9 protein-coding genes and 1 pseudogene are annotated in these 12594 nt (G+C 72.0%); 4 read left to right on the top strand and 6 right to left on the bottom strand.

The window, feature by feature from the left end:
- Window positions 1-57 precede the first annotated feature (57 nt).
- Both ACIBAG_RS25275 and ACIBAG_RS25270 read left to right on the top strand, forming a co-directional pair.
- Window positions 58-421: pseudogene (locus ACIBAG_RS25275) on the top strand (Tat pathway signal sequence domain protein); the annotation flags it as partial.
- Window positions 422-482: 61 nt separating this feature from the next.
- Window positions 483-854, top strand: coding sequence for a PPOX class F420-dependent oxidoreductase (locus ACIBAG_RS25270; RefSeq protein ID WP_399107775.1), 372 nt, complete (start codon window positions 483-485; stop codon window positions 852-854).
- A 2-nt stretch (window positions 855-856) separates the two neighbouring features.
- On the opposite strand, the gene ACIBAG_RS25265 is transcribed toward ACIBAG_RS25270, so the two are convergent.
- The 3 genes from ACIBAG_RS25265 to rsgA all read right to left on the bottom strand — a co-directional run bounded on the left by ACIBAG_RS25265 (window position 857) and on the right by rsgA (window position 4138).
- Window positions 857-1360 (bottom strand): methylated-DNA--[protein]-cysteine S-methyltransferase, encoded by a 504-nt coding sequence (locus ACIBAG_RS25265; RefSeq protein WP_399107774.1) that lies wholly within the window; start codon window positions 1358-1360, stop codon window positions 857-859.
- Between the two features lie 2 nt (window positions 1361-1362).
- A complete protein-coding gene (locus tag ACIBAG_RS25260; protein ID WP_399107773.1) occupies window positions 1363-2880 on the bottom strand; it encodes a DNA-3-methyladenine glycosylase 2 family protein in 1518 nt (505 codons plus the stop codon).
- Between the two features lie 163 nt (window positions 2881-3043).
- Window positions 3044-4138 carry a ribosome small subunit-dependent GTPase A gene (gene rsgA / locus ACIBAG_RS25255; RefSeq protein WP_399107772.1) on the bottom strand — a complete coding sequence of 365 codons (1095 nt, stop codon included), beginning with the start codon at window positions 4136-4138 and terminating at the stop codon, window positions 3044-3046.
- 371 nt (window positions 4139-4509) lie between these two features.
- Between rsgA and ACIBAG_RS25250 the strand changes: the two genes are divergently transcribed.
- Both ACIBAG_RS25250 and ACIBAG_RS25245 read left to right on the top strand, forming a co-directional pair.
- Window positions 4510-4677: a hypothetical protein gene (locus tag ACIBAG_RS25250; RefSeq protein ID WP_399107771.1), complete on the top strand. Its 168-nt coding sequence runs from the start codon at window positions 4510-4512 to the stop codon at window positions 4675-4677.
- Window positions 4674-5834 (top strand): FxsB family cyclophane-forming radical SAM/SPASM peptide maturase, encoded by a 1161-nt coding sequence (locus ACIBAG_RS25245; protein WP_399107770.1) that lies wholly within the window; start codon window positions 4674-4676, stop codon window positions 5832-5834. Before ACIBAG_RS25250 ends, ACIBAG_RS25245 begins: the two co-directional genes overlap by 4 nt.
- Window positions 5835-6094: 260 nt before the next feature.
- Here ACIBAG_RS25245 and ACIBAG_RS25240 read toward each other — a convergent pair whose 3' ends face one another.
- The 3 genes from ACIBAG_RS25240 to ACIBAG_RS25230 all read right to left on the bottom strand — a co-directional run bounded on the left by ACIBAG_RS25240 (window position 6095) and on the right by ACIBAG_RS25230 (window position 12303).
- Window positions 6095-9091, bottom strand: a complete 2997-nt coding sequence (locus tag ACIBAG_RS25240) for an ATP-binding protein (RefSeq protein WP_399107769.1) — start codon at window positions 9089-9091, stop codon at window positions 6095-6097.
- Between the two features lie 192 nt (window positions 9092-9283).
- Window positions 9284-10771 carry a cellulose binding domain-containing protein gene (locus ACIBAG_RS25235; RefSeq protein WP_399107768.1) on the bottom strand — a complete coding sequence of 496 codons (1488 nt, stop codon included), beginning with the start codon at window positions 10769-10771 and terminating at the stop codon, window positions 9284-9286.
- Window positions 10772-10983: 212 nt separating this feature from the next.
- Window positions 10984-12303, bottom strand: a complete 1320-nt coding sequence (locus ACIBAG_RS25230; RefSeq protein ID WP_399107767.1) for a radical SAM protein — start codon at window positions 12301-12303, stop codon at window positions 10984-10986.
- Window positions 12304-12594 lie beyond the last annotated feature (291 nt).

Genomic DNA, 12594 nt, shown 5'->3' with positions numbered 1-12594 from the left:
GAGCCGCCGATGCACCTGCCGACACATCAGGCCTTGATACATCGGGTCTCCCCCTTCCTTATCAAGGAGTCGGACCCGGTCATCGAGACACCTCTGTCGGCCGCCCAGTCCCTGCACGACATGGTCTGGCCAGCCCTGGGGCGGGCGGGGTGATCCGCGCCTTTCCGCCCTTGCCCGCCGCCTGGGCGGCCTGACGGTGCACGGCTTCCGCACGCAGGGTGCCTTCCTGCTGTCGGCGGTCCGCGAGGGCGGGGCCACCCGCTGGGTGCGCCTGACCAGCGAGGCGGGCGCCCCCTGCGTCGTACACCATGGCATCGCGGGACCGGTCGAGGTGCGGGACGAACAGGGCCGGCCGCTGCGGATCGCGCCGGTGCGGCCGAACGAGGAGGCGCCTGCGTGGGGACTTCCGCGCACGGAGTAGGCCGCCGGCCCCAGGGCGGGGAGCCGATGCGCCGGCGGGGCGGGCGTGCTTCGCTGGCCGCATGACCGAATTCAGCGAGGCGGAACACGCGTACCTGCGGTCACAGCGCCTGGGACGGCTGGCGACCGTCGACCCGGCGGGACAGCCGCAGGCGAACCCGGTCGGTTTCTTCCCCCAGGACGACGGGACGATCCTGATCGGCGGACGGGCCATGGGCGGCACGAAGAAGTGGCGCAATCTGCGCGAGAACCCCAAGGTGGCCCTGGTCGTCGACGACCTTGTCAGCGTACGGCCGTGGCGGGTGCGCGGGATCGAGATCCGCGGGGACGCGGAACTCCTCACGGGCCCGCACGAGCTGGGCCCGTACTTCAGCGAGGAGGTCATCCACGTCCATCCGCGGTGGATCCACAGCTGGGGGCTGGAGGATGACTGACCTCACTCGGGGGCCCGGATCGAGCCCTCCAGCGTCAGCAGCCGCACCTTGCGGTCGAGGCCGCCCGCGTACCCGGTCAGCGTCCCGTCGGCGCCGATGACCCGGTGGCACGGGCGGAGGATCAGCAGCGGGTTGGCGCCGATCGCCCCGCCGACGGCCCGTACGGCGGCACGGGGCGCACCGATCCGCGCGGCGATCTCGCCGTACGTCGTCGTGGCCCCGTACGGTACGGAGTCGAGCGCGGCCCAGACGCGCTCCCGGAACTCCGTGCCCTCACCGCGCAACTCCAGTTGGAACTCCTTGAGTTCACCGGCGAAGTAGGCGGCGAGCTGTTCCTCGGCCGCGCGGAAGAGCGCGGGATCGTACCGCCAACCCTCCTGGACGGTCCGGCCGCCTTTCTGTCCCGGCACGCAGAGGGAGGTGAGGGCACCGGTCGTCGGGTCGGCGGTGAGGAGGATGCGGCCGAGCGGACTGTCCAGCTCGGTCCAGTGGGTCAGGCTGGTCATGCTTACTCCAACTCTCCTGCTGCACACAGGTGTTGCCAGGCGTAGGAGCGCCAGGGGCGCCAGCTGTCGGGGGCGGCGACGCCGGGCGGGGCGACGTCCGGGTCGGCGAGGGCACGGGTGCGGATGACGGCGACGGTACGGGCGTCCAGCCCGGGGAGCCCGAGCAACGCACGCCGCGCCTCCTCCCGGTCGGCGCCCGGGTCCAGCCGTAGGGTTCCGTCGGCGAGTGCGGCGCAGAGCGCGCCCAGGGGGCCGCCGGGCTCGGCCTCGGCCAGGACGGCCGCCTCGGGGAACAGATGGGTGAGGCCGCCGCAGGGCGAGTCGAGCGCCTTGCCGTACCTCGCCACCAGCCTCGCGGCCCCCGCGGCACCGACCAGCTCCCTGACCGCCGGCTCTGCCGCGTCGGCGGCACCGGGTGACCGCAGCCCCGGGCGGGCGGCGACCATCGGTCCGAGCCGGGGGTCGGCGCCGAGCCGCTCGTCGACGGCGTAAGGATCGGCGTCGAGGTCGAAGAGGAGCCGCAGCCGGTGAACCGCGGTGGTCAGGTCGCGGGGGTCGGTGAGGTGAAGGCGGGCGTCGAGCCAGCCGCCGGGGTGGGTGGCGGAGGCGGTTGCGGCTCCGGGACTGCGGCGGCGATGGGAGCCGGTGGACGAGGCGTCGGCCTCGGCATCGGCACTGACAGCGGCAGCGGCACTGACGTCGGCGTCGGCCGGTGAGGGGGCCCGCCTCGCCGTGCCGCCCAGCCGTTCGCCGACCGCGACGATGCCCGTGCCGTGCGGGAGCCGGAGAGTACGGCGGTACGTCCGGCTCCCGACCGGCCCGCTGACCTCCTCGACGCCGGGCACGGCCTCCCGCTCCAGCAGGTCGAAGACCGCGCCGGCCTGATACGGACCCCGGTACGCCAGCCGCAGCGGGATCCCGGCCGACGGCGTGCCCGCGCACCGGGCACCTCGGCCGCCCCTCCGCGCGGCGGCGGCCCGCAGCCCGCTCGGCGTCGACGCGTACACCTCGCGGATCGTGTCGTTGAACTGCCGCACGCTCGCGAACCCGGAGGCGAACGCGATCTCGGTGATCGGCAGCCCGGTGGTCTGCAGCAGCACACGCGCGGTGTGCGCCCGCTGGGACCGGGCGAGCGCCACCGGCCCGGCGCCGAGCTCGGCGGTGAGCTGCCGCTGCACCTGCCGGGCGCTGTAACCGAGCCGTGCGGCGAGCCCGGCGACGCCCTCCCGGTCGACGATCCCGTCGCCGATCAGGCGCATCGCCCGCCCCACCACATCGGCCCGCACATTCCACTGCGCGGACCCCGGCACGGCGTCCGGCCGGCACCGCCGGCAGGCCCGGAAACCCGAGCCCTGCGCGGCGGCGGCCGTCGCGAAGAACCGCACGTTGCGCCGCTTCGGTGTGACGGCCGGGCAGCTGGGGCGGCAGTAGATGCCGGTCGTCTCGACGCCGAAGAAGAACTCGCCGTCGAACCGCCCGTCCCGGCTGCGCACCGCCTCGTACCTGGTGTCCTCGTCCATCACAGGGTCCAGTGTGAGCGAGCCACGGCGGCGCCGCTGGCGGAAATCGGACACGGCGCTGTCACGCCCCAGGGGCGCGGGGCTGTATCGATGTGGGGGCTCCGCCGCGTGGGCGCGACCAACCACCCATCACCCGCGTGAACAACCCCGCGGGTCAATACGGCTAGCGCCACCTTCCCCGCTTCGCCTCCATCGCCGCGCGCCCTTCTGCCCCCTTCCTCTTCCAGTCCTTCCGAATCTCAGCCCGGAGCCGAGCGTCCGTCTTGGCCACGATCCGCTGGTTCTCCCGAATCAGTTTCCGGTAGCTCTCGAGCCGACGTACCGGCAGCTCACCGGCGTCGATCGCGGAGCGCACCGCGCACCCCGGCTCACTCTCGTGCGCACAGTCGTGGAAGCGGCACCGCCCGGCCAGTTCCTCGATCTCCGAGAAGACCTGGCCGACCCCCGTCTCGGCGTCCCAGAGTCCGACACCCCGCAGCCCCGGGGTGTCGATCAGGACCCCGCCCCCGGGCAGGGCGAGCAGATTTCGCGTGGTCGTCGTGTGGCGACCCTTGCCGTCGACGTCACGCGCGGCCTGGACCTCCATGACGTCCTCGCCGAGCAGCGCGTTCGCGAGCGTCGACTTGCCCGCACCGGACTGCCCGAGCAGGACGGACGTACCCCCGGAGACGACGGCCACGAGGAGGTCGAGGCCGGCCCCGTCCATCGCACTGACCGGCAGCACCGGCACACCCGGCGCGGTGGTCTCCACGTCCTGGACGAGATGCGACAGCGTCACCGCGTCCGGCACGAGGTCGGCCTTGGTGAGGACCACGACGGGCTGCGCGCCCGACTCCCAGGCCAGCGCCAGGAACCGCTCGATACGGCCGAGGTCGAGTTCGACGGCCAGCGACACGGCGACGATCGCGTGGTCGACGTTGGCCGCGAGGATCTGCCCCTCGGACCGCTTGGAGGAGGTGGAGCGCACGAAGGCGGTACGGCGCGGCAGATACGTCCGTACGTAGCGCGGGTTGCTCCCGGCTGGTTCGACGGCGACCCAGTCGCCGGTGCACACGACCCGCATCGGATCGTGCGGGGTGACGAAGGCCGTGTCGGCGCGTACGACCCCGTCGGCGGTGGCGACGTCGCACTGCCGGCGGTCGACCCGCACGACCCGCCCGGGCAGCAGCCCTTCGGCGTCGTACGGGGTGAACGCGTCGGCCCAGGCCGAGTCCCAGCCGTAGGGAGCCAACGCGGAGAAAACAGAGGTGGAAGTCAACGGGTGACCCTTCACAAGGGTGGCCCCGGCAGCCGCGTGCACATGACGCGGAGAGATCAGGTGAGTTCAGCCGGCGGCCACGGAGGCGGACTTGATGAACTGAATGCGGGCAGCGCCCATCGCAAAGACAGCCATCGGTCGACACCTCCCATCGCGCTCGGCCGTGGACGACCACCGGTCGTCGCGGAACGGAACGACCTTAGCCGTACGTCCCGGCCCGAGGCCAGCCGTTTTCCGTGCCCCGTTCTTCCGCCACGTGGCCGACCGCGCGGCTGTTCGCCTCAGGACGCACGCTCTATCGTCGGTTTCATCAGCTTCAAGTGGGCGGAGACGGGGGCGACGTGAGGGGACAGGAGGAGGTAGCTGACGGTGTGGCGATCGATGCCTCGTACCTCACGGACCTGCCGGCAGACGAGTTCCGTCGGTTCGTGCGACGGATGAACCCCGCCCTGCGGGTCGTCCTGGAGCGTCACCGTGCCAGGCTCCTGAGGGAGCCGGACATCGGGTCCTTCCACGCCTTCATAGAACCGGACCTGTGAACCCGCCCACCGCCCGGACCCTCGGCGTCCCGTTCAACGAGTTCGTCCTGAAGGTCCACGGTCGGTGCAACCTCGCCTGCGACTACTGCTACATCTACCGCAGCGGCGACGACAGCTGGCGTGAGCGTCCCCGTGTCATGTCCGAGGAGGTCGTCGCACGTACCGCGCACCGCATCGGAGAGCACGCCCGGGCGTTCGCCCTCGGCAAGGTGCACGTCGTGCTGCACGGCGGCGAACCCCTCCTCGTCGGGCCTGCCGCCATCGGACGGATCGCCGGCACCGTGAGCGGCGCCCTGCCGCCGTCGACGGTGCTCTCCCTCGGCGTGCAGACGAACGGGACGCTGCTCGACACGCGTTTCCTCGACGTCTTCTCGCAGTGGGGCATCAAGGTCGGCGTGAGCCTCGACGGAGCCGACGCCGACCATGACCGTCACCGGCGCCACCACCACGGCGGCGGCAGCACGACCCGTGTCACCGAGGCGCTCGCCCTGCTCACCCGTCCCGCCACTCGGCACTTGTTCGCCGGGCTGTTGTGCACCATCGACGTCACCCACGACCCCGTGAGCACCTATCGGGCGCTGCTTCGTCACCGGCCCCCGGTGGTGGACTTCCTTCTGCCGCACGGCAATTGGACACGTCGTCCACCGCACCGCGGGACCGACTCCCGTGAAACGCCCTACGCCGACTGGCTGCTGCGGATCTTCGACCACTGGTTCGACGCCGACGAGCGTCCGACCGGCATCCGGTTGTTCGAGAACATCATGGGTCTGCTTCTCGGGGACGACATCGCCACCGAGTCCCTGGGACAGGCGCCCTGCCGCGCGCTCGTCATCGAGACGGACGGGAGCCTGGAGCAGGTCGACTCGCTCAAGTCCGCGTATCCCGGAGCGGCCCGGCTGGGCCTGAACGTTCACGAGCATTCCCTCCAGGCCGCGCTGAGCCACCCGGCGATCGTCGCCTGCCAGAGCGGACCGGCCGCCCTCGCCACCGAGTGCCGGGCCTGCCCGATCGCGCGGATCTGCGGTGGCGGTCTGCTCGCCCACCGCTATCGGGCCGGGCACGGCTTCGCCAATCCGTCCGTCTACGGCCCCGATCTGTGGAAGATCATCCATCACATCCGTGCGCGGATGCTCGACGCCCTCGGGGAGCCGCTCTGACCCGCGACGGCCCCGAGCCGGCCGCCGGATGAAGGCCTCGGCGACCGTCGTCGGCGACGACATCGGTGACGCCGATCCGGCCACCGGGCCTGAGCACACGGAAGGCCTCGGCGGTGCGTGCGCTGCCGCGGGCCCGGGCGCACTGTCGGAGAGCCGCCGACCCGGACGCCCCATGCTCCGCCTGCGCCCCCGAGCAGGCCGCCCGTTGCCGAGCAAGCCGCCCGTTGCCGAGCCGGCCGCCCGTTGCAGGGCCGGCCGGCTCACAGCCGATCCAGCAGCTCCGTGACCCGGCGGGCTTCGGCCACCCCGGCCCGCGTGTACAGCGCCAGCGCGGCGCGCAGCGACCGCACGCCCTCGTCCCGGTCACCCAGGGCGATCAGGGCCCGGCCACTGCCCTCGTTCGCCTGCGCCTGCAGCAGGGGCGCGCCGATCTCCCGGGCCAGGTCCCGGCCGGTCTCGTACGGGCCCAGCGCCGCCTCGGCGGCACCGCGGCGCGTGAGGATGTCGCCCTGGGCCACCCATGCGTCCGCCAGGGCATGGCGGTGCCCGAACCGCCGGTGCACTTCCTGGGCCGCGGCCAGGTCCGCGTCCGCCTGGCCCTCGCGTGCCAGCCGGTCGCGGACGACGGCCAGTTCCTTGAGCGCGCAGCCCTCACCGTGCCGGTATCCGGTGTCCCGGTTGATCTCCACGGCCTGTACGAGGGACGAGACCGCGGCCGCGTCGTCGCCGTGCTGGCGCTGGACGGTGCCCAGCGCCAGCAGTGCCAGGCCCATGCCGTAGGTGTTGCCGAGGTCCCTGTGCAGGTCGACGGCGGCGGTGGCGGCGGCGAGCGCGTCGTTCACCGATCCCGTCATCGCCATGATCAAGGCGAGCTCGGCGCGGGAGTACGCCTCCCCGTGCCGGTTGGCGAGTCGGTGGTGCAGGTCCAGCGCACGGGCCGCGTGGGTCGCCGCCGCCGGGATGTCGCCCAGCAGGCGGCACACGACGGCGAGTTCGTTGTGGCTGAAGGACATCCCGAGCTCGTTGCCCAGCTCCCGGTAGATCTCCAGCGCCTCGGACTGTGCGGCGAAGGAGGCGGCGAGGTTACCGGTGAGCCACTGCAATGTGCCCACTTCCTGCCGGGTGTTCGCCTCACCGACGCGGTTGCCCACGGCGCGGTACAGCGCTCGGGCCTCCTCCTGGTGGGACAGATCGGCCGCGTACTCCCCCGTCAGGCGCTGATTGAGGCCCAGTTCGTGGACCGCGGTCGCCTCGCCCAGCCGGTCGCCGAGCTGCCTGTGCACCTCGCGTCCCCGCCGGTGGCTCTCCATCGCGGCCACGTAGTCGCCGCGCAGTCGCTGCATCGCGCCGAGATTGGCCAGGCTCACGGCCTCTCCGGCCCGGTCGCCCGCCGCGACCGCCGCCGCCAGCGCCGACCGGTGGAGCACGAGTGCCTGGTCCCAGTATCCCTGAGCGCGCAGGTACGGGTGCAGGGCCGCGGCGATGCGTACGGCGTAGATCCCTCGGGAACGTGCTGCGGCGAAGTCGGCGACCGCGTGCAGATCCGCTCGCCGTGTGCCGATCCAGGCGAGCGCCTGCTCCACGTCGTCGATTCGCGGCATGGCGGCCGGAGGACTGCCCGGAACCTCGGCGGGTGTCACCGGGATACGGGCGCCCATGAACGACATGGCACGCAGCAGGGTGTGCAGGTGGTAGTCGAGCATCCGCTCCACCGCGGACTCGATCTCGTCGACCGGGTCGAGGGAGACGAGCGAGGTGGCGCGTTGGCGCATCAGGTCGTGCAGTCGGTAGCGGCCGCGGGCCGGCTCCTCGACCAGGTGGTGCTGGAAGAGCCCGTCCAGCAGGTCCTGTGCGTCGGCCGGCGACACCCCGGCCAGTGCCGCGACGACGAACGCGTCCATCTCGGCCCCGGGGAACAGCCCCAGGCAGCGGAAGATCCTCTGCTGGTCCGGGGAGAGGTCCCCGTAGGACAGATCGAACGCCGACTGGACGGAGTCGTCCTCGGCCCGCATGGCGGCGATGCGGTCCTGGGTGGCCGTCAGATCCTGGACCAGGTCGTCGACGGTCCAGCTGGGGTGGTGGGCGAGTTTGCCCGCGGTCAGCCGGATGGCCAGCGGGAGGTAGCCGCACAGCCGCACCACCTCCGCGACCCGCGGGTCGGCCGGGTGCACGCTCGGGCGTCCGGCCAGGCGGGTGAACAGCTCCGTGGCCTCGGCGGGCGCAAGGATTCCCAGACTCATCGGTACGACCCCTTCGAGCGCGGTGAGCCGACGTCGGCTGGTGACGATCACCAGGGAACCGGGAGAACCGGGCAGCAGGGCACGGATCTGGCTGCTGGAGACGGCGTCGTCGAGTATCAGTAGTACACGCTTGGACCGGACCATGCCTCGCCACATGGCCGCTCGTGTGCCGACGTCCGCCGGAACCGCGCTCGCGGGAACCCCGAGGGTGAGCAGCAGCGACACCAGCGCGTCCGAGACGTCCACGGGGCGTCGCCCGGGAGTGTGCCCGTGCAGGTGGAGGAAGAGCTGGCCGTCGGGGAAGTGCGGGCTCAGCAGATGGGCGGTGCGTACCGCGAACGTCGTCTTGCCCACTCCTGCCATGCCGTCCACGGCGTGCACGGTCGGCACGGGGGGTGTGTCCGGCTCGGGCGTGTCCCGGCCGACGGTGCGGATCATGTGGGCCAGTTCGGCGGAGCGTCCGGTGAAGGACGCGGTGTCACGAGGCAGGCTGAAGGTGACCGCTGCCCGGGACGGGACGGTCAGCCCGTCCAGCCGCAGACCCAGGGCGTCGATCCGCCCCAGGATCTCGGCCGTGTCCAGGGCGCGGACCAGTTCGCTCATCGCTCCCGCGGCGGCATACTGCCGCAGGCCTGACACGATCGCGTCGGCGATCCGGGTGCGCAGGACGTCCGGCTCGACGGCGACGGCCTCCTCGAACGGCACGCCAGTGGTCCGCGCGACCCACTCGCCGAGTTCGGCGATCTGCGCGTCCACCGCGGCCTGCAAAGCGTCTTGGACCGGCAGTGTGCCGTCCAGCCGCAGGGTGGGCGGCACCTTGAAGTGCCGTGCGATGCCGCGCTCCAGGGTCCTGCGTGAACTCGGTGGTACGGCGGCGACCACGGACTCCATGGAGCCCCGGAGCATCTTGCGCAGGGCCCGCTCGTCCCGTTGGTCGCGCACCAGGTGGAAACCGGAGTCCCCGCACACCGCCACCAGCCAGCCCACCACGGCGCTGACCACATCGAGAGCGACCATCGGCGGCCCTTCCCTCAGCTGTCACCGGAGTGCACCTCGGGCCTGCGGAGCGCCCGAACGACGTTTCGCGTGCAAGGAACGAGCACCGTGGGGGTGAGCGCCGCCCGGCACCGGCCAGGTGGGAGCCCAGCCCCTCCCTTGGAGGATAGTGAGCCGACGTCATCTCGCGGAGGGTTACGGCCCGTCCGGCGCCTACAGCTTCGCGCAGTCGTGCCCGTTCAGCGTGAAGTCGTATCCCGCCGAGTTCTCACCCTCCCAGGAGGCGATGAACCCGAAGGAGAGCGTTCCGTCCGCGTGGACCGTCCGGTTGTAGTCGGCGGCCTTGGCGGTGACCCGGGAGCCGTTCTGGGCGAAGCTCGCGTCCCACATCTGGCCGACCTTCTGGCCGTCGCGGAAGGACCAGGCGACGCGCCAGTCGTCGAGGGCCCGTTCGGAGGTGACGGTGACGGTGGCCTGGAAGCCGTCGGGCCATTCGTTGACGAGGTCGTACTGGACGCCGCAGGTGGGCGGTTCGCTGGGGGACGGGTCCGGGTCGTCCTCTTCGGCCGTGGTCGATGTGGTGCCCTGGGGCTCGGGGTCCGGGTCGGGGTTCTCCGGCTCGGGCGAGTCGTCGCGCGTCGGGGTCTTCGACGGTCGCGGCGAGTCCGGCGCCGGCTGGGTGGCGCCCGTGACCGGCAGGGAGAAGCCGGGGCCGGCGACCGGCTGCCGGTCGGAATCGCCGCCCGCCGTGGTGCCGTCGCCGGTGGAACCGGCCGGCATCACCGACACCGCGAGGGCGAGCGCGGAGACGAGGACGGCGGCGACGAGGAGGCCGCCCCGCACGACGCGTGCCTTGTGAGCGCCGGGGTTCGGCGGTCCGGCATCCGCGTCCGCCGGGTCACGGGGTCCGGCGAGGCGCACCTCGGCGGCCCGGCGGCGGCGCTCCAGATAGGCGAGGCCGCCCCAGCCGATCACCCCGCCGGCCAGCGCCCCGGGCAGCCCGCCGCCGTGCAGCCGCAGGCAGGCGGCGGCCTCGGCGCACTGCACGCAGGTGGCCAGGTGGCGGGACAGGTCGTCCGGGGTGTCGGCGGCCGTCGAGCGGGTGACGGCGTCGAGCAGCCGGGCGTAGCTGCGGCACCGCGCGTCCATCGGTGTGTCGAGGTGGTTGCGCCGGCAGCGGTCCCGGAACAGGCCGCGGACCTGGTTGAGTTCCTCGGAGACGGTGTCCGGGTCGAGGCCGAGCCGGCGGGCCACGACGGGCAGCGGCAGCGCCTCCACCTCGGCCAGCCAGAGCAGCGCGGCGTCCGGCTCCTGCATGTCGCGCAGTCCGCGCAGGGCGATCGGGCGCTGCAGTGGGGGTCCGGTGTAGCGGGCGGCCTTCTCGGAGTTGAGCCACAGGCGCAGGTCGGGGTCGAGCTTGTGGCCCTGGCCGGTCTCCTCCCACTCGGCCGCCGTGGTGCGTACGGCGGCCAGGAGGAGGGCGGTCCGGGGCAGCCGGGCCGGGCGGCGGCCCGCGCTCCTGAAGGTCCCGGCCTCGGCCTCACGGGCCTCGCGTATGCCGGTCGAAAACGCCTCCGCGGCCAGTTGGCCGGCCGCGGTGGAGCCGGCCGTGCACAGATCGGCGTACGACAGCACGGCGTCCCAGCACTCGGAGAACAGCGCGGCCTCGGTGGCGTCCTGGGGAGTCGGCAGGTCGGGCATGAGTCTCCTGCATCCACATGCGAGGTCAACTCGCCATATTGGCAATGGAGTTGGGGGGAACCTCGCGGCAGGGCAGGAGCCTTTCACGTTTTCAACACAACTGACAAGCGCCGTGTTCAGATGTCCTGACGGACCGTCGTGCCGCGCACGTGCCCCGCAACTCCAGCCACTTGTACGGATGCGAGCCCCGTCCGTCTCACCCGTACGGTCACCTATACCGTGGCGGACTCCTCCGCGGGAAGGCTGTCCATGAAGGAGCTGACGGAGAACACCGCGCGACCGGGGCCGGGCTCGCCGTAGCCGGGAGGCGAGGACAGGCCGAACTCGTCCATGGTGGCGCGGTAGGCCTCGAGCAGCCGGATGTGGTACTCCAGCGGCGCACCCTGCGGGTTGGCCTTGCCGAGCGGGGTGGTGGGCTCCGGGCACCAGGTGGTGAAGCGGGGCGTGATGCCGTGCGACATGAAGAAGCGCAGGCCCTCGGTGGTCGATGCGATCGCCTCGTCGACCGTCTTGAACCCGAAGGGCTCGGCCATCTCCACGCCCGCGACGAAGTTGGGGATCACGTTGCGCGCGCCGAACACGTCCGCCGAGTCGAGGATCCGCCTGTGCCACTCGTCCCGGCCGACGTACCGCTCCTTGCCCGGGCAGTACATCTTGAACAGGTACTCGTCCCACACCTCGTAGTTGGGGTGGTAGATCTGCACGCCGTAGTCCTTGAAGCGCTGCACGTCGTCCTTCGGCAGCGCCTGGGCCACCACCTTGCCGATCCAGCGGCCCGGGAAGCGCTCCTCGATGGCCTTGGCGTAGTGGCCGTAGAAGTCCGCCTCGTCACGCCCCGAGACGGTCTTGGTGATCGCGCCGCCGGTGAGCGTGTAGGCGGTGGACGCCTTGGCGGTGTCGTACCGGTCGATGATCTCCAGGGCCTCCAGGACCTCCTCGACGTCCTTGACCCCGGTGTACGGGCGGCCGGCCGCCTTGTGCTGGCGCCAGTTGTGGTTGATGTCGCAGTACTGGCACTCCTCCTTGGCGCCGAAGTACTGGCAGACCCGGAAGACGGTGAGGTAGATCAGGTAGCCCCACTGGATGGTCGGGGCGACCTCCATCACCGACTTCCCGTTGGCGAGGGTGTGCCGGTAGTACTCGGGCATGGGCGGGACACCGACGTCGGCGATCCGCTTCCCGTCGAGATACAGCCCGAGGACACCCTCCTCGTTCGCGGCGACCCGATACGGCGACGACGGGTTCACCCGCACCGACACGACGGTCCGGCGCAGGTCGTACGGCCCACCGGTGAGGATGATCTCCTCCGGCGGGCGGCGCAGCGCGGCCTCGCCCAGCTCGGGCAGGGTGCCGTGGTCGAAGGAGAAGATGAAGTACGACTTCGGCTTGACCTCGCCGTCCTCGTTGTCGCTGAGGGCGGAGGGGTCGAAGGCCACCCCGCCCCGGAGCAGATCCTCCTTGAATACGGCTTCCCGCGGAACGTGCGGGAACCGCTCCATCAGATCCTCGACGAGTGCGGTGCGGCTGCCCATCCGTAATCTCCTCCCGGCTCAGAGCCTGTGTCATATCCCCGGCCGGATCAGCGCGCGGCGTCTGGTGCGTGCGATCGCAAGGCGCCGGAGCGCCCTCGTAGCGGAGCTACGTGGGCGTTTCGGCAACGCGGCTGGGGTCCCCCCTGCTCGAAGAGCTTGGGGGAGTGCGTGCCAGACGCCGCGCGCCCGGCCGGGGATGTGACACAGGTTCTTTGGCGTACGACTCCTCACGTTATGCCCATGCCCGGACGTGAGCGGCGCCGGGTCCCCTTCGAGGCCGGTCGTGGCGAG

Source organism: Streptomyces sp. NPDC051243, assembly GCF_044455405.1.
In the GTDB taxonomy this organism is placed as follows: Bacteria; Actinomycetota; Actinomycetes; order Streptomycetales; family Streptomycetaceae; genus Streptomyces.
The sequence above is the reverse complement of the archived record's forward strand: the minus strand, read 5'-3'. Positions and strand labels throughout refer to the sequence as shown.